The organism is Paenacidovorax caeni (assembly GCF_001298675.1).
Lineage (GTDB): Bacteria > Pseudomonadota > Gammaproteobacteria > Burkholderiales > Burkholderiaceae_C > Paenacidovorax > Paenacidovorax caeni.
The window spans coordinates 1-16,971 of the sequence record NZ_CYIG01000056.1; the positions used below are offsets into that span (position 1 = coordinate 1).

The 16,971-nt window shown below is 62.5% G+C and carries 17 protein-coding genes and 1 pseudogene; 15 read left to right on the top strand and 3 right to left on the bottom strand.

Features of this window, described 5'->3' with window-relative positions; genetic code table 11:
• Positions 1 to 76 precede the first annotated feature (76 nt).
• Both BN2503_RS16820 and BN2503_RS16825 read right to left on the bottom strand, forming a co-directional pair.
• Entirely contained in the window at positions 77 to 781 is a 705-nt protein-coding gene (locus BN2503_RS16820; protein WP_079385910.1) for an isocitrate lyase/PEP mutase family protein, read from the bottom strand.
• Positions 782 to 1,266: 485 nt separating this feature from the next.
• Positions 1,267 to 3,126, bottom strand: coding sequence for a glutamine--tRNA ligase/YqeY domain fusion protein (locus BN2503_RS16825; RefSeq protein WP_197970338.1), 1,860 nt, complete (start codon positions 3,124 to 3,126; stop codon positions 1,267 to 1,269).
• A 69-nt stretch (positions 3,127 to 3,195) separates the two neighbouring features.
• On the opposite strand from BN2503_RS16825, the gene BN2503_RS16830 reads away from it, so the two are divergent.
• From BN2503_RS16830 to BN2503_RS16900, 15 genes are all read left to right on the top strand, one after another.
• On the top strand, positions 3,196 to 4,047 hold the full coding sequence (locus tag BN2503_RS16830; protein ID WP_052157284.1) for an AraC family transcriptional regulator: 852 nt from the start codon (positions 3,196 to 3,198) through the stop codon (positions 4,045 to 4,047).
• 124 nt (positions 4,048 to 4,171) lie between these two features.
• A complete protein-coding gene (gene msrA, locus BN2503_RS16835) occupies positions 4,172 to 4,681 on the top strand; it encodes a peptide-methionine (S)-S-oxide reductase MsrA (RefSeq protein WP_008652077.1) in 510 nt (169 codons plus the stop codon).
• Positions 4,682 to 4,760: 79 nt separating this feature from the next.
• Positions 4,761 to 5,255, top strand: coding sequence for a peroxiredoxin family protein (locus BN2503_RS16840; RefSeq protein WP_227654340.1), 495 nt, complete (start codon positions 4,761 to 4,763; stop codon positions 5,253 to 5,255).
• A 4-nt stretch (positions 5,256 to 5,259) separates the two neighbouring features.
• Complete coding sequence (locus tag BN2503_RS16845; protein ID WP_074423286.1) at positions 5,260 to 6,792, top strand: protein adenylyltransferase SelO; 1,533 nt, start codon at positions 5,260 to 5,262, stop codon at positions 6,790 to 6,792.
• 567 nt (positions 6,793 to 7,359) lie between these two features.
• The gene (gene msrB, locus BN2503_RS16850) at positions 7,360 to 7,800 is read left to right on the top strand and encodes a peptide-methionine (R)-S-oxide reductase MsrB (RefSeq protein ID WP_034054008.1); all 441 of its coding nucleotides are present in this window, start codon (positions 7,360 to 7,362) and stop codon (positions 7,798 to 7,800) included.
• Complete coding sequence (locus BN2503_RS16855) at positions 7,797 to 9,017, top strand: bifunctional alpha/beta hydrolase/OsmC family protein (protein WP_008647313.1); 1,221 nt, start codon at positions 7,797 to 7,799, stop codon at positions 9,015 to 9,017. The genes msrB and BN2503_RS16855 overlap by 4 nt, the downstream gene beginning before the upstream one ends.
• Positions 8,954 to 9,331, top strand: a complete 378-nt coding sequence (locus BN2503_RS16860; protein WP_487300239.1) for a DUF427 domain-containing protein — start codon at positions 8,954 to 8,956, stop codon at positions 9,329 to 9,331. The genes BN2503_RS16855 and BN2503_RS16860 overlap by 64 nt, the downstream gene beginning before the upstream one ends.
• Positions 9,328 to 10,737 carry a mercuric reductase gene (locus BN2503_RS16865; RefSeq protein WP_034053982.1) on the top strand — a complete coding sequence of 470 codons (1,410 nt, stop codon included), beginning with the start codon at positions 9,328 to 9,330 and terminating at the stop codon, positions 10,735 to 10,737. The genes BN2503_RS16860 and BN2503_RS16865 overlap by 4 nt, the downstream gene beginning before the upstream one ends.
• Before the next feature lie 17 nt (positions 10,738 to 10,754).
• On the top strand, positions 10,755 to 11,363 hold the full coding sequence (locus BN2503_RS16870) for a sulfite oxidase-like oxidoreductase (protein WP_008647302.1): 609 nt from the start codon (positions 10,755 to 10,757) through the stop codon (positions 11,361 to 11,363).
• Positions 11,356 to 12,117: an FAD-binding oxidoreductase gene (locus BN2503_RS19660; RefSeq protein ID WP_074930425.1), complete on the top strand. Its 762-nt coding sequence runs from the start codon at positions 11,356 to 11,358 to the stop codon at positions 12,115 to 12,117. The genes BN2503_RS16870 and BN2503_RS19660 overlap by 8 nt, the downstream gene beginning before the upstream one ends.
• Positions 12,118 to 12,138: 21 nt before the next feature.
• Complete coding sequence (gene egtB, locus BN2503_RS16880; RefSeq protein WP_199445272.1) at positions 12,139 to 13,347, top strand: ergothioneine biosynthesis protein EgtB; 1,209 nt, start codon at positions 12,139 to 12,141, stop codon at positions 13,345 to 13,347.
• Positions 13,344 to 14,321 (top strand): L-histidine N(alpha)-methyltransferase, encoded by a 978-nt coding sequence (gene egtD, locus BN2503_RS16885; protein ID WP_034053995.1) that lies wholly within the window; start codon positions 13,344 to 13,346, stop codon positions 14,319 to 14,321. Before egtB ends, egtD begins: the two co-directional genes overlap by 4 nt.
• 13 nt (positions 14,322 to 14,334) lie before the next feature.
• Positions 14,335 to 14,781, top strand: coding sequence for a hypothetical protein (locus BN2503_RS16890; RefSeq protein ID WP_008647292.1), 447 nt, complete (start codon positions 14,335 to 14,337; stop codon positions 14,779 to 14,781).
• Between the two features lie 23 nt (positions 14,782 to 14,804).
• A complete protein-coding gene (locus BN2503_RS16895; RefSeq protein ID WP_054257786.1) occupies positions 14,805 to 15,341 on the top strand; it encodes an MOSC domain-containing protein in 537 nt (178 codons plus the stop codon).
• Positions 15,342 to 15,346: 5 nt separating this feature from the next.
• Positions 15,347 to 16,279 carry a CorA family divalent cation transporter gene (locus BN2503_RS16900; protein ID WP_054257787.1) on the top strand — a complete coding sequence of 311 codons (933 nt, stop codon included), beginning with the start codon at positions 15,347 to 15,349 and terminating at the stop codon, positions 16,277 to 16,279.
• A 156-nt stretch (positions 16,280 to 16,435) separates the two neighbouring features.
• Here the strand turns inward: BN2503_RS16900 and BN2503_RS16905 are convergent.
• Positions 16,436 to 16,810: pseudogene (locus BN2503_RS16905) on the bottom strand (ATP-binding protein); the annotation flags it as partial.
• Positions 16,811 to 16,971 lie beyond the last annotated feature (161 nt).

Consider the following 16,971-nt stretch of genomic DNA (forward strand, 5'->3'; position numbering starts at 1 on the left):
CAAAGCGAACAGGAAAGTCAATGAAATCAACGGTCTACCCAGACCACCCCCGCGCCAGTGCTAGCTTTGCGTACCGTCACTTATTGCACTGAAAACGAGGAGACCCCAAAGATCCGAGTTGGGGCACGGTGAGAGGTGAACCTGTCAGGCCCATGACCACGGTGAGGGGGGCATTGATCTCCCGGACGAGCGCTTCGATGGTCTTGGGGTCGGAAGCCCCCGGCACAAAGAGGCAATCCGCACCCGCCTCTCGGTACGCATTGCATCGCTCGACGGCCTCTGCAAAAACATTGCTCGCACCAGTCAGGTAGACATCGGATCGGGCCGTCAGAACAAAAGGAACTCCCGACGCGTCCGCGGCGCGTCTTGCTGCCCGAACGCGCGCGACAGCGTGCTCTCTGTCGAACAGGGCTTGCGCAGGATTGCCGCTGTAGTCCTCGATGTTCGCGCCCACCACACCAGCACGAATCGCAGCCGCGATGGTTTCTCCAACCTCTTCAGGGCTCGCACCGTAGCCCGACTGGAGATCGGCGGAGACAGGAAGTGGACTTGCCGCAGCAATGGACCCCACGCGATCCAGCATGGTCTCCCTGCTCACAGCAGCTTCTTGATCAGGGAATCCCAGCGAGAAAGCCACGCCTGCACTCGTAGTGGCGATAGCGGGAAAGCCGCAGGACGCGAGCATCAGCGCACTACCAACGTCCCAAGCGTTGGGCATCAGAAAGATGGCCTCGGCAGTGTGCAATTGCTGGAACCGTAGACCCCGTTGGATTTGGCTCATTATGGCCATCCTAGTCGCCGAAGTTGGTGGCGGGTACTTCAGTCGGTATCGTGCGTATGGGCAATCTCGCCCAGACACCGCATCAACTTGTCGTAAAGCGTGCGCCCTGTTGTCGGGGGAGGTATGCCACACACCCATGTACTTCCTGCCGTTTTTGCGATTTGGTAGAGCGCCTCACTTTTCGACCATAACCAGCGCATGCACAGATTCGTCGGTGTCGAAAAACGGCTCACGTTGCTTGCGTGGTTGCTTTAGGCAGCGCGTTCGAATCTCCTCGGGACGATTCAAGACAGGTTTACCGGGCAAACGCTCCGCAACTCCTATGTGGCCGTGTCAACCGCGCGTTGTTCCGGATCTGTTCACCTACTCGCCAAAACGGAGTAGATAGCTACCCCCAGATTCTGAGAGTGAAGTGGTGCAAGGCGATGTCTTCAACAAAGACGATTTGTACGAGGCATTAAGCAAGCACAGAGTGGGAATAGCGATCAATTCCAACGATCCTTCAACCCCGTCACCCGGTTGAACACCACTTTCCCGCCCACCCCGTGGTCCGCACGGTCGGCCACGAAGTAGCCGTGGCGCTCAAACTGGAATTTCTGGTCTGGCTTCGCTGCAGCCAGTGAAGGCTCCACAACCGCCGTCACCACCTTCAGGCTGTCGGGGTTCAGCGCGTCCAGGAAGTTCTTGCCGCCCGCGTCGGGTTGCGGGTCGGTGAACAGGCGGTCGTACAGGCGCACTTCGGCGCTCACCCCGTCGGCGTTGCCCACCCAGGTGATGGCGGCTTTGGCCTTGACGCTGTCGGCGCCGGGGGTGCCGCTCTTGGTGCCGGGGATGACCTTGGCGTGCACTTCGGTCACTTTGCCTTCGGCGTCTTTGGCGCAACCCGTGCATTCGATGACGTAGCCGCCTTTGAGGCGCACCACGTTGCCTGGGAACAGGCGCTTGTAGCCCTTGGGCGGCACTTCTTCAAAGTCTTCGCGTTCGATCCACACGTCCTTGCCGATCTTGAAGACGCGGTCAGGCGGCGGCGTCTGGCCTTCGGCAATGGTGCTGTGGGGCAGGGCGGGCTGGGTGCAGTCTTCGGTGTAGCCGTCAGAGCCGAACACTTCGGCCCAGTTGGTGAGCACCAGCTTGACGGGGTCAAGCACGGCCATGCCGCGGTGGGCCTTGTTTTCCAGGTCTTCGCGCAGGCAGCCGTCGAGCGTGCTGTAGTCGATCCAGGAGTCGCTCTTGGTCACGCCGATGCGTTCGGCAAACAGCTGGATGGCCTCGGGCGTGTAGCCGCGGCGGCGCAGGCCGACGATGGTGGGCATGCGCGGGTCGTCCCAGCCGCTGACTTTCTTCTCGTTCACCAGCTGCGCCAGCTTGCGCTTGCTGGTGATCACGTAGGTCAGGTTCAGGCGCGCAAATTCGTACTGCCGCGGCGGTGGGGCCTTGAGCAGGCCGCCTTCGCACAAACGCTCCAGCAACCAGTCGTAGAACGGGCGCTGGTCTTCAAATTCCAGCGTGGCGATGCTGTGGGTGATCTGCTCCAGCGCGTCCTCGATGGGGTGCGCGAAGGTGTACATGGGGTAGATGCACCAGGCGTCGCCCGTGTTGTGGTGCGTGGCGCGGCGGATGCGGTAGATGGCCGGGTCGCGCAGGTTGATGTTGGGCGAGGCCATGTCGATCTTGGCGCGCAGCACGGCGGCGCCGTCGGCCAGTTTGCCGTCGCGCATCTCGCGGAAGCGGGCCAGGTTCTCTTCCGGGCTGCGGCTGCGGAAGGGGCTGTCCACGCCGGGCTTGCCGAAGTCGCCGCGGTTGATGCGCATGTCTTCGGCTGTCTGCTCGTCCACATAGGCGTGGCCGGCGGTGATAAGGTATTCGGCCGCGCGGTACATGAAGTCGAAGTAGTTCGACGCGTAGTACAGGTGGCTTTCCTGCTTGCCGTTGAAGTTGGATTCCCAGTTGAAACCCAGCCACTGCACCGCGTCGAGGATGGAGTCCACGTACTCCTTTTCTTCCTTCTCGGGGTTGGTGTCGTCAAAGCGCATGTGGCAGACGCCGCCGTAGTCGCGCGCCAGGCCGAAGTTCAGGCAGATGCTCTTGGCGTGGCCCACGTGCAGGTAGCCGTTGGGTTCGGGCGGGAAGCGGGTGCGGATCTTGGCCGGGTCGGGCTGGCCGGCGTCGTGGAAGGCGGCATCACCCGGGCCGCCGCCCCATTGGCGCTGGGCGTAGGTGCCGGTGGCGAGGTCTTTTTCAATGACCTGGCGCAGGAAGTTTGACGTCCTGAGCGCCTGGCCCTCAATTTCTGCGGGAGCTTGGTGGTGTCGAGAGATGCTGGACGAAAGGGACGGGGGGGGCATGCAGTCATTCTAAGGAGAGGCGGAAGCTCCAAGATAATCAAGGTCTAACCCACAACAGGTGTCACGCGCTTGAACCAAAGCACTCCCTTGCCGAACGCCTCTCTGCTGAACCAGCTGTTACGGTTCACCCCCACGGCGCGCATGTTTTTCTCGGGAAATCTCTGTACCCTGACGCAGGGATCCGAGGCTGACGGCCTCAAGCAGGGGACGATGCACCTGCTGAGTCGCGGCGAGCTGCAACTGACGCGCAAGGGCTTTGCGCCGCTGAACGTGCGGGCGCCCAGCGTGCTGTTGCTTCCCCGCGCGTTGGAGCACTGGGTTCAGGGCTCAGGGCCGCAGGGGGTGGACCTGATGTGCGCCACCCTCAGTGAATTGGCGCCGCCGCTGGACATGATCTTGCCGGACGTCACGGTGATTGACTTGACCGCCACGTCATCGCTGCAGCGACCGGTAGAGCTGCTGTTCGAGGAGGCCGAGGCACGTGCTTTTGGTTATCGGGCAGCGATCGACCGCCTGCTGCAATACACCTTCGTGGTGCTTGTGCGTCACCTGATTGATCGGCAACTGCTGTCCGGCGGTGTGCTGGAGGCCATGGTCGACAGCCGTCTGGGTGTGGTGCTGTCCATGCTGCACGAATCGCCAGAGCACGACTGGACGCTTGACAGCATGGCGGAGCTGGCGCACCTGTCCCGGTCTGCCTTTGCCCTGCGCTTTGTCCAGGTGGTGGGCATACCGCCGTTGACCTACTTGACCCACTGGCGCATGGCGGTTGCCCGCAACCTACTCGCGCAAGGGCAGGCAGTGAAGGCGGTGGCCTCTCAGGTGGGCTACGGTAATGCCACCGCATTCGCGCGAGCGTTTCAACGGGCCTCGGGGCAATCGCCCAGCGCTTGGCAGATGGAGCATCTGAGTCAGCCGTAGGTCCATCGCGCCCTGGTTCTGGACGATCGGTGGCGTGATGCGGACGCCGAATGCCGTTGTGCTGTGCCGAACGGACCCGACTTCAGGTTCAATGCCTTGAGGCAGAACTTTGAAGGAGATCACGATGAACCCGAGCGAAAAAGCAGTCCTGGCCGGCGGTTGTTTCTGGGGCATGCAGGACCTGGTGCGCAAGCTGCCTGGCGTGTTGCGCACCCGTGTGGGCTACAGCGGCGGCGATGTGCCCAACGCCACCTACCGCAACCACGGCACCCACGCCGAGGCGTTGGAGGTGGAGTTCGACCCCACGCAGACGAGCTTTCGCGACCTGCTGGAGTTCTTCTTCCAGATCCACGATCCGAGCACCCCGGGGCGCCAGGGCAATGACCGCGGCAGTTCCTACCGGTCGGCCATTTTCTACACCTCGGACGAGCAGCTGGCCACGGCGCAGCAGACCATTGCCGATGTGAATGCCTCGGGTTTGTGGCCGGGCAAGGTGGTCACCGAGCTCGCGCCCGCGGGGCCGTTCTGGGAGGCCGAGCCCGAGCATCAGGACTACCTGGTCAAGCACCCCAACGGCTACACCTGCCACTACCCCCGTGCGGGCTGGAAGCTGCCGCGACGCGAGATCGGCTGACGGCCAACGCTCAAGAACGGTGGGGGTCGGCGCGCCAGTGGGCGGGCCGACCCGGTGTGTCTGTTTTTTTCCTGAGGAGATGGTGATGCAATCCCGGTGCATTCAACAGGCGCCCGAGCTGCGGGTGCCGTGGTGGATCGACGGCGAAGGGCGCAGCATGGCACCGCTGAAGCTGTCCGATCTGGGCGACGGGTTCAAAGTGATCTTCTGCTTCCAGCACTGGTGTCCGGGCTGCCACAGCCATGGCTTTCCGACCCTGCAGAAGCTGATCAAGGCGTTGGGCGATCGCGGCTTCGCGTTTGCCGCGGTGCAGACCGTGTTCGAGGGCGCCGAGTCCAACACCTTCGAGCGCCTGCGCGAGACGCAGTTGCGCTACGGCTTGAACATTCCGTTCGGACACGACCCTGCGATCGGACGCGCGTCGTCGCTCATGGCGGACTACGGGACGCGCGGCACGCCGTGGTTTTTGGTGATCGATCCGCTGGACGAGGTGCTCTACAGCGACTTCGAGCTCGACGAGCGGCAGCTGATCGGGGCGTTCGGCGCTTCGAACGATGGTCTCAAGGCGGCCTGAAGTCATGCGTGCGTCCACACCAAAGGCCGTGTCGGAGCCGAAGACGCCGGGGACGGGCCCGGCGTTTCGGCTGCCGTTTGACAACAGCTTCTTCCGGGACATGCAGGGGTTCTATGTGCCTTGGAAGCCCGAGCCGTCCCCGGCCCCGGCCTGGGTGCAGTTCAACGACGCCCTGGCGCTGGAGCTGGGGCTGGAGCCGGCGACGCTGAAGTCTGCGACCGGTCTGGCGTGGCTGTCCGGCGTGGAAATGCCGGCTGAGGCGGCGCCGCTGGCGCAGGCCTACGCGGGACACCAGTTCGGCCAGTTCTCGCCACACTTGGGGGATGGCCGCGCCTTGCTGCTCGGGGAACTCATCGACACGGCAGGACAGCGTCGGGACCTGGCCCTCAAGGGGTCGGGCCGTACGCCGTTTTCGCGCCGTGGCGATGGCAAGGCGGCACTGGGCCCGGCGCTGCGCGAGTACCTCATGGGCGAGGCCATGCACGCGTTGGGCATTCCCACGACGCGTGCGCTGGCGGTGATCCGGACCGGTGAGCGGGTGAACCGCGAGGGCTCGCCCCCCGGGGCGATCTTGGTGCGCGTGGCGGCCAGCCACTTGCGGGTGGGCACTTTTGAGTTCTTCGCGGCGCGGGAGGAGGAGGTGATGCTTCGGCGGCTGCTCGACTATGCCGTGGCGCGGCATGACCCCGCCCTCGCCAAGCTTTCCGACAAGCCCATTCCGATGCTGGAGGCCGTCTGTGAGCGGCAGGCGCAGCTGATTGCACGCTGGATGGGCGTGGGCTTCATCCACGGGGTGATGAACACCGACAACATGAGCATTTCGGGCGAGACCATCGACTATGGTCCGTGTGCGTTCATGGAGGGTTTCGATCCGGCCACGGTGTTCAGCTCGATCGACCGTCAGGGGCGATATGCCTACGGCCAGCAGCCGGCCATGGCGCAATGGAACCTGGCCCGTCTGGCCGAAGCGTTGCTGCCGGTTCTGGACGCCCGCGATATCGACGTCGTGGAACGGGTGGAACAGGTGGTGGCCGGGTTTGCCGTGCGCTTTGACCGGCATTGGACCGGGCAGCTGCGCGCCAAGCTGGGCTTGGCCGCTGAAGAGCCGGACGACCGCGCCCTGGCGGACGACTTCCTGCAGCTGCTGCAGCGGGAAAAGGTGGACTTCACGCTGGCGTTCCGCCTCCTGTCCGACGCCATCACGGGGCCGGATGCCGCACTGCACGACCTGTTCGGACGGGAGCGCCCGGCGCTCTCGGACTGGCTGGCGCGCTGGCGCCAGCGCATGGCCCGGGAGGGAAGGACCTTGCAGGACTGCGCCGCAACGGCGTGGTCGGTCAATCCCTTCGTGATCCCGCGCAATCACCAGGTGGAGGCGGCGCTGTCGAGTGCCGTGGACGAGGCCGACCTCGGTCCGTTCGAGCGCCTGCTGGCGGTGCTGGGGCGGCCGTACGAGACGGTGGAGTCCGCGCGGCCATTCACGCTGCCGGCCTCGCCCGAAGTGGCCGCAGCCCACCGCACCTTCTGCGGCACCTGATTGGGGTACCCAACGATTTCTGAAAGGAGACTTCGCATGACCACAACGAAACAGGAACCCGGTGTCCTTGGCGAAGCGGCCGCTCCCCTGGGTGTGACCCGGTGGGTGGACGCGTCGGGCCAGGCGCTGGAACACTTCGACCTGGACCGCATGCCCGGCCGGTTCAAGCTCATCTTCTGTTTTCAGGACGCCTGCCCGGGGTGCCATGCGACCGGCTTTCCGGCGCTTGCCCGGGTGGTCGACGCGTTTCGGGGGAGCGACTTCGTCGGGTTCGCCGCAGTCCAGACCGTGTTCGAGGACTTCGGTTCGAACACCTGGGAGCGCATGCTGGCCAATCACTCCCGCTACGCGCTGGGCATTCCCTTCGGGCACGACGCCGGTGACGAACAGGACGGCGCGGGTTCGGAGCTGATGCGCCGCTACCGCAACGGCGGCACACCCTGGTTCATCCTGATCGATCCCGATGGCAGAGTGGTCTACAACCATTTCCGAATCGACGCCGACAAGCTCGTCACCTTTCTCAAGCGGCTGGAAAACGAACCGGCGGCACCGGAGCCTGGGCCCGACATGTTGACTTGGAAAGGAGTGATTCAACTGGTGGAAACGGGCAACCCGACGCCACCGCGCCGAGTTGAGCGCAGCGAAGCCGAGTGGGCCCAACAGCTGACGCCCGAGCAGTTCCGAATCACGCGGCTCAAGGGCACCGAACGGGCGCACAGCTCCTCGATGTGTACGCTGTTTTCGCCCGGGATCTACCGGTGCGTGTGCTGCGGCACTGAACTATTCGATGCGTCGACCAAATATGACAGCCGCAGCGGCTGGCCCAGCTTCACGCAGGCCATTGCCCCGGGTCTGGTGGGCTATCACGGAGACAACAGCCACGGCATGGTGCGGGTGGAGACGACGTGCAACGTCTGCGACGCCCACCTGGGTCACGTGTTTCCCGACGGACCCAAGCCCAGCGGTCTGCGCTACTGCATCAACGCCCTGGCACTGGAGAAAGCATGAGCAGCGAAAAGGTAGGCTTCGCTGGCAGCAGCCAGGGTCTGCTGGTGGGTGTCTTGGAACGCCCGGACCATGCACCGTTACAAGCCCTGGCGGTGTTTGCCCACTGCTTTACCTGCGGAAAGAACTCTCTCGCCGCGACCCGCATCAGCCGGGCGCTGGCTCAGCAGGGCATCGCCACGCTGCGCTTTGATTTCACCGGTCTGGGCGAGAGCGAAGGCGACTTCGGGCGCGGTGGCTTTTCGTCCAGCGTGGCGGACATTGTGGCGGCGGTGCACTGGATGCAGAGCACGATCGGCATGCCTGCACTGTTGGTCGGACACAGCCTGGGGGGGACGGCGGCCATCGCGGCGGCTGCCCGCCTCGACGGCATACGGGCGGTTTGCACGCTGGGCGCACCCGCGACGGCCGACCATGTGCTTCGTCACTTCGGTCCGACCAAGTCCGAAGAGGATGGGCAGATCCAGGTCGACCTGGGCGGCCGGGCGTTCAGGATCGCGCCGGCCTTCATTGAAGAGCTCCAGGCCCAAGCCCACGAGAACCCGGTCAAGGGGCTTCGCGCGGCCTTGCTGGTTATGCACGCGCCAAGTGACGCGGTGGTGGACATCGGCGAGGCACAGGACCTGTTCAAGGCGGCCAGACATCCTAAGAGTTTCATCAGCCTGGACGATGCGGACCATCTGCTCACGCGCCCGGCCGATGCGCAGTATGCGGCTGACCTGATTGGCGCCTGGGCCTCGCGGTTTCTGCCGATGCGAGCCGAGCGAAACGATGCGCCGTCGGACCTTCGTGCGGGCGAGGTGTGGGTGGGGGAGCACGATCACGCCTTCTGGCGATCGATGCGAGCAGGTCCGCACCACCTCGACGCCGATGAGCCCAAGGAAGTGGGTGGTGGCGAACGCGGGCCCGATCCTTATGAACTTCTGCTGATGTCGCTGGGCGCCTGCACGTCCATGACATTGCGCCAGTACGCCAAGCGAAAAGGCTATGCGCTCAAGGATGTCCAGGTCAGGTTGCGTCATGAGCGCGCGCACGCGACCGATTGCCAGGAGTGCGGGGATCGCTCGGGACAGGTTGACCACGTCACGCGGCAGCTCCTGCTGAGCGGACCGTTGAGTGAAAGCCAGCGACAGGACCTGTTGCGCATCGCCGATCGTTGCCCCGTGCATCGAACGCTGGAGAACCATCCGGTGATCACCACCACACTGATTCGGGACTGATCCCAACCACACACAAACGAAGGAGACGGAGCATGAGAGCCATCTGGAAAGGCACCACCATCGCTGAGAGCGATGACATCGTGGAAGTTGAAGGCAACGCCTATTTCCCACACGACGCGTTGCGCCCGGAACATTTCAAACCAAGCGATACGCACACCACCTGTCCATGGAAGGGGCGGGCCAGCTACTACGACGTCGTGGTCGGCGAAGACGTGAACGCTGACGCGGCGTGGTACTACCCGTCGCCCAAGGCTGGTGCGGAGGCGGTGACCGGCAGGGTGGCGTTCTGGCGCGGTGTCGAGGTGCGGCCATGAGCGGGGAACAGAGGTTCGACGCGATCGTGATCGGAGCCGGTCAGGCCGGTCCCTTTCTGGGCGCGACACTCGTTGCCCGGGGTATGAAGGTGGCGCTCATCGAGGAGCGTGACCTGGGTGGTACCTGTGTCAATCGGGGCTGCACCCCAACCAAGACCCTACGCAAGTCGGCTCGTGTGGCTCACATGGCGCGCCGGGCCAGCGAATTCGGTGTGCAAACCGGGTCGGTCCAGGTCAACTTCAGGGCAGCGATGGAGCGCATGCAACGCCGGGTGGAGGAGGCTCGCTCTGGCCTGCAGGCCTGGCTGGGCCAGTTGGAAGGACTCACCATCATCAAGGCGCGCGGTCGCCTGGCGGGCCGTGAAGGCGAACAGTTCGTGGTGCTGGCCGGCGAGCATCAGCTGGTGGCGCCCAAGGTGGTGCTGAACACCGGCACACGTCCCTTTGTTCCGCCGGTGCCTGGGCTGGACGAGCTGCCGTTCCTGGACAACGAACGGCTGTTGGCGCTGCGTGAATTACCGTCCAGGCTGGTGATCATCGGCGGTGGATACATCAGCCTGGAGATGGCTCAGATCTTTCGGCGGCTGGGAAGTGAGGTTGCCATTCTGGAAACAGGGCCCCGCCTCACGGCCCGCGAGGACGAGGACATTGCAGCCGCTGTGACCGGAATGCTGACAGCGGAAGGCATCGAAGTGAACACCGGCGTGCGCATTGAGCGGGTCGGCAAGGCGGACAACGACGCTGGCGTGCGGGTGCAGTTGGCTGGTGGCCGCAGCGTGGATGGCAGCCACCTGCTGGTGGCCACCGGGCGAATACCGAACACCGACTGTCTGGGCCTGGAAACGGTGGGCCTGGAGGTCAGTGCGCGAGGCTACCTGGTCACCAACGACCGGCTCGAAACCGCGGTTCCCGGCATCTGGGCGCTGGGTGACATCAATCAGCGCGGGGCCTTTACCCACACCAGCTACCACGATCAGGACATCGTGGCGGAGAACCTGGCCGGAGGGCAACGCAGCGCCGCCGCGCGCGTCGGCATTTATGCCATGTTTACCGATCCTCCGCTGGCCCACGTCGGTCTTTATGAGGCCGACGCGCGAAAACTCGTGACCGAAGGGCGACGCATTTCCCAGGCGGTTCACGCCATGAAGGACGTCAGTCGCGCGAAGGAAGAAGGCGAAACCGTGGGCAAGATCAAGCTCCTCATCGATGAGGACAGTGGTCATTTCCTCGGAGCGACCATGCTCGGGATCCAGTCGGACGAGATCATTCAGGCGATCGGTCTGGTGATGGCCAGTGGCGGCACCTGGAAGTTGGTCCGGGATGCATTGCCCGTTCACCCGACGGTCACCGAGTTCCTGCCCACCATCATTGATCGACGCAAGCCCTTGACCGCAAGTTCTGGGTGAGCCGGAGGACCCACACCATGCCCATCAACCGCTCATTCAGCGGCCGCAATCGCGATGTCCACAACCACGGCGGTCGACTTCCGCCAGGACAGTCCCTGACGGAAGGTTTTCCCGTGCTGACTGCGGGCCCCACCCCAAAAGCCTTGGCGCTTGGCGATTGGCGCTTGACCTTGAAGGTCGGTGTGCGGCCGGTTCGCGTTTGGACCTGGAGCGAATTCCAGGCCCTGCCCCAGACCGAGCAGGTGGTCGATATCCATTGCGTTACCACCTGGTCGAAATTCGACACCCGCTGGCGCGGTGTGACGTTGGACACCTTGTTGCAGGCGGCCGGACTGGAAGCGCCCACGCCTTGGGTGTTGGCGCATTCTCAGGACGGCTACTCCACCAACGTGCCGTTGGCCGATCTGACACAAGGGCGCGCAATGATCGCAACGCACTACGACGACCGACCGCTCGCGCCCGAGCACGGGGGACCGGCACGCCTGTTGGTGCCGCATCTCTACTTCTGGAAGTCGGCCAAGTGGGTCAATGCGCTGCAGTTCAACGAGCGCGACGAGGCCGGGTTCTGGGAACTGCGGGGCTATCACATGCGAGGCGACCCTTTCAAGGAAGAGCGCTATGGATGAGGCTGTTGGTCAACACCGGCTGAGCTGGCAGACCGCACGCATCGATGCGTTGCAGGCACTGACTCCACGCGTCATGCGGGTGGTGCTGCGTCCTGACAGATGGGTTCGCCCGAGGCCGGGCCAGCATTTGGATGTCCGACTGACAGCGGAAGACGGCTATCAGGCACAACGGAGCTATTCACTCCTCTCACCTCCTCAACGTACCGGGCTCTATGAGCTTGGCATTGAGCGTTTGGACGATGGCGAAGTATCCACCTGGTTTCACGACAAGGCCCAGCACGGCGAAACGATTGAAGTCCTCGGACCGGTTGGAGGTCATTTTGTGCTTGACGAGTCGAACACACGACCAGCCTTGCTGATTGGGGGAGGATCTGGCGTCGTTCCCCTTTTGTCCATGGCAGCGCAACGCGTGGGTGCATACAGCCAAGCGCATACAACGCTGTTGGTTGCCGCACGCCATCTTGACGAAGTGTTGCTCTGGCCCACCCTGCAGCGATGGGAAGCGTTTACGCCGCGGTTTCGCAGCCGACTGGCACTCTCGCGGGATACCTGTGCCCCGCGCGCACAGGACCACGTTGGCCGCATTGATGGAGCCGATGTTGCTTGGGCATTGCAGCAATTGGGTGATGTGGCGACCGAATCTGCGCAGGTTTTCATCTGCGGGCGTAATGACTTTGTCGAGTCCATCGTTCATATGGTCACCGGGCTGAATGTGCCCGAGGCCTCCATCCGCACCGAGCGCTTCGGAAGTTGACTCTCTTTTTTCTCATCTGCCGTGACACCTGAAGACATCCGCCTAACCCGATACGTCTCTGTCCGTTCGCGCAGCGAACGTCTGTGTGCCCCTCTGAGTGCCGAGGACCATGTTCCCCAACCGGTTTCCGACGTCAGTCCGCCGAAGTGGCACTTGGCCCACACCACGTGGTTCTTCGAGACTTTTGTCCTCGCGAAACAACAGCCGGACTATCGGCTGTTCCATCCTCTGTATGGCTACCTGTTCAACAGCTACTACGAATCGGAGGGCGCTCACCTGGCACGCCCGCAACGAGGGAGCTTGAGTCGCCCGACGGTGGCTGAGGTGATGGCGTACCGCGCGCATGTGGACGAGTCCATGCGCCGTCTGCTGAAGGAACCACTGGAGCCCGCGGTCGCGGCTTTGGTAGAGCTGGGCATGCAGCATGAACAACAGCATCAGGAGTTGCTGATCACAGACATCAAGTACATCCTGGGCCACAACCCATTGCATCCGGCGTATGACCCTCTGGGCATCGGTCCCCAAGATGTGACGGCCGAACATGATGGCACCTGCCCACCCCTGGACGATTGGCTTAGCGTCGAAGGGCAGACGATTCGCATCGGCCACCAGGGGCCAGGGTTCGCCTTCGACAACGAGTCGCCATCGCATTTGGCGCTCATTCAAGGGGTAGACATCCGTGTGGCGCTAGTCACCAATGATGAATACCTTCAGTTCATGCGCGACGGAGGATATCAGCGCCATTCGCTCTGGCATGCGGAAGGCTGGGACTGGGTGCAAACGCTCGAACACCGTGCGCCGATGTACTGGCAGCCCGACCCTAACCAGCCTGACGGATGGGGTCATTACACGCTCCAGGGGGTGATGCCGCTGACCAGTCAGGCACCGGTCACGCACGTCAGTTACTACGAGGCACACGCTTTCTGCGATTGGGCGGGGTGGAGATTGCCCACCGAATTCGAGTGGGAAGCAGCGGCAAGCCGGTTCGGCTGGGGGCGTCGATGGGAATGGACGCGGAGCGCCTATCAGCCCTATCCCGGTTTTGCCCGCAGCGAGGGCGCAGTAGGGGAGTACAACGGGAAGTTCATGGTGAACCAGCAGGTCTTGCGCGGAGCGTCCTGGGCCACATCACCGGGCCACGCCCGTTTGACATACCGGAACTTCTTTCACGCTCCATTGCGTTGGCAGTTCACGGGCATCCGTCCTGTTCGCTCGCGGGACTCGGCATGACTGATCGGGACAGACTGACAGAGCATGTTCTGCAAGGGTTGACACGACCACAGAAGGCGCTCTCATCCGCTTGGTTCTACGACGATGAGGGCTCGCGCCTGTTTCAGCAGATCATGGCGCTGCCCGAGTACTACCTCACACGCCTTGAGCACGAGCTGCTGCGCTCACGCGCGGATGAGCTTTCCCGGTGGATAGATCCTCGGTGCAGCCCGATCGATCTGATTGAACTGGGCAGCGGCGACGGGGCCAAAACGCTGTCGCTGTGCCAGGCACTGGCGCAACGTGAAGTGGATTGCATCTACAGGCCTATGGATGTGTCCGCACACGCCCTAGCGGATCTGAGCCGCCGCTTTGACACGTACCTCCCCCGCATGGCCATCGAACCGGTGCTGGGAGACTATTTCGAGCATTGGCCTCAGATTGCCGAAGGGCGACGCCAGGTTGCAATGTTGCTGGGCAGCAATCTGGGCAACCTCGACGAACACGGTGCCGTCAAGCTGCTGCAGCGGGTGCATTCGCATTTGCGCCCGGGTGACCTTGTGCTGCTTGGTCTGGATCTGGTCAAGGACCCGGCCATGTTGCGCGCAGCATACGACGATTCACAGGGCGTGACCGCTGCGTTCAATTTGAATCTGCTGACGCGGTTGAATCGCGAGTTGGGCATGGACTTCGATCTGACGAAATTTCGGCACTACGCCAGCTACTGTCCGCTGGAACACGTGGCCAGAAGCTTTCTGGTGAGCCAAGTTGACCAGGTGGTCCACAGCAGAACCCTTGACCGAGGGTTTGTATTCCATGCCGGGGAGACCATCTATACAGAGCAATCCCAGAAATACTCCCTGGCTTCAATCGAACACCTCGCACGCCGAAGCGGGTTTGACAACACCTGCACCCTGACCGACCCCCGAGGCTGGTACGCCATCACCGTCTGGCACCGGCTACCGTTCACCCCAACGCAACAAACGTCGACCTGAAAAAGGAGCCCTAATGAGCAACAAGACCCATCTGCGCCAGACCATGCTGGACCTTGCCGAAGGGCGCCTGCGGTTTGCTGAACAGACCTATGCGCAATACCTGGTCGGTGCGGCGGGCCGCGGAGATGAACCCAGTGAAAGCGATGCGGCGTCGCGGGCCGTCAACAATGCCGCTCTGGCGCAGGCGTTCGAATGCCCCATTCACGATCATCAGGAGGCCCTGGAAGTCTTGCGTCAGATCGATTTCGGTCCCCGGGATTCGGTGGAGACAGGCGCCGTGGTTCGCATCGACGGGCGTTGGTTCGTGATTGCGGTTGCTAGCGATGCCTTCCAGTGCGACGGCAACACCTACATGGGAATTTCCACCCAGGCGCCCATCTACGCAGCGATCGCAGATGCCCGAGCCGGTGATGTTGTCAGCTTCCGGCAACGCGAACTGCACATCGAGGAAGTCTTGTGATGCACCTCATTCGAGTCTGAACGATGGGCAGCACGCTGCGCGACCTGGTCCGGCGCTTTCATGGCACAGGTCGACTTGATGCCATCGTTCTGCGCCCGGATCGCCTCAAGGACGCGGTGTCCGTGCATGAAGCCAGGGCCGAACCGGGTCTCGGGCTGATTGGCGATCACCGCTCCCTGCGGCTTCGGCAGTCGGATGCGCAACGCCATCGCGAGCTGAGTCTGATCCAGGCTGAGCACCTCAGCTTGCTCGGGGTCTGGACGGGGCAAGCTCCAGTTGCCCCGGAGCGTTTGCGGCGCAACCTCGTGATCTCGGGGATCAACATCGCCGCAATGCATTCACCTTTCCGGGAAGAAAGCTTTGTCTGGCGAATTGGCGGATCGGTCCGCATTGAAATCACGGGGCCATGTCCTCCTTGTTCACGCATGGAGGACGAGCTCGGTGAAGGCGGTTACGCCGCGCTGCGTGGTCACGGGGGCGCCACGGCACGGATCGTTGAAGGTGGCGTGCTACGGGTTGGAGATACCGTTAACCTTGAGGTTGAATCCACCGTGGGTTGATAGCCATGATCGAAGCAGAGCGTACGCCTGGGTTTCTCCATCTTCTCCAGATGACCGGTGGTGCGTCGTGGTTGCACATGTGCATCCACAACCGCGAGACGGAGAGTTTTCTTTCGAGCGCGACCGGCCTGGACAAGCTGATCGCCGCAGCGATGGTCTCTGAAGATACCCGGTCGCGGTTGCGCGTCCACGGGCAGGGTGTGATGGTTCTGCTCAAAGCGATGCATCTGAGAGCTGATGGAGTGGGGCATCCGGAGGACATGGTGTCCATGCGAATCTGGATTGATGAGCGTCGGGTTATCACGACCCGCGAGGAGGATGTGGATCCCATCCTCGAACTTGCGGAAGACATCTCTCAGGGGCGCGGCCCTGCAACGCCAGGTGACTTCCTTTGCGATCTCATCGAAGAGCACCTCGCGGAAGTTTCCGAGCAGGTCGAGATGCTGGAGGATGGGGTGTATCTGATCGGCGGCCTTCTGGTTCAGCACCAGACGGAAGCGGCATGCCCGAGCATGGCCAAAACCCAGACCGCGATCTCTGGCTTTCTTCGTCATCTTGGCCCCCAGCGAGCCGTTCTTCAAACGTTGACAACCCTCGTCGTCCCGCCGCTGAATACAAATCACCGAGGCCGACTGGAGGAGCACCTGAACCAGCTGTTGCGGTTGCTCGAAACGCTGGAGAATTTGCGTGACCGTATCGATATCCTCAGTGACCAGGCAAACCGCATTCAGGAGCGACAGCTGAACCAAAGCTCTTATGTTTTTGCCGTGGTATCCACAATCTTCTTGCCCTTGAACTTTGTCACTGGCCTGTTTGGCGCCAATCTTCTGGGACTGCCGTTCGCAGATGCCACCAATGGCTTCTGGGTGTTGGTAGGTCTTTGCTTACTAATGAGTGTTGGGTTGGTAGCGGTCTTTCGCTGGTTCAAATGGCTTTAGTAGACGGTTTGTGGACTGTTTGAGATGTATCTTCGGAGCCGTCCATCAAGGACGGGTGCGCTGTTAGGAAAAACGATACGTGCCTGTTGATTCATCAGCACAACTGAGCCAGTGATCACGTCGAATACTGAGCCACTGGGTTGATGGATGTTCTGGCTACTCGGTTGTGGATAAGTCTATCGGGTCTGCTGCTTTTCGATCTCCTTTCTGAGCTTTTGCACGTGGCTTGGACGGTGCCGCGCCAGCGGCACTGGAGTGCTTGAATCGCCAGCTCTCATTGCCTGTCTCCACGATGTGGCAGTGGTGCGTGAGGCGGTCGAGCAAGGCGGTTGTCATCTTGGCGTCGCCGAAGACGCTGCTCCATTCCGAGAAGGTGAGGTTGGTGGTGATCACCACGCTCGTTCGCTCGTAGAGCTTGGAGAGCAGGTGGAACAGCATCGCACCGCCCGACTGCGTGAACGGCAGGTAGCCCAGTTCATCCAGGATCACCAGATCGACGTACATCAGCCGGTGTGCCAACTGCCCGGACTTGTTGGGGTCTCCTCGTTTTCAGTGCAATAAGTGACGGTACGAAAAGCTAGCACTGGCGCGGAGGTGGTGTTGGTAGATCGTTGATTTCATTGACTTTCCTGTTCACTTTCAAATCTGCGATTCGTGGCGTCAAACCGTGGTCGGTTTCATCCATTGGTGCC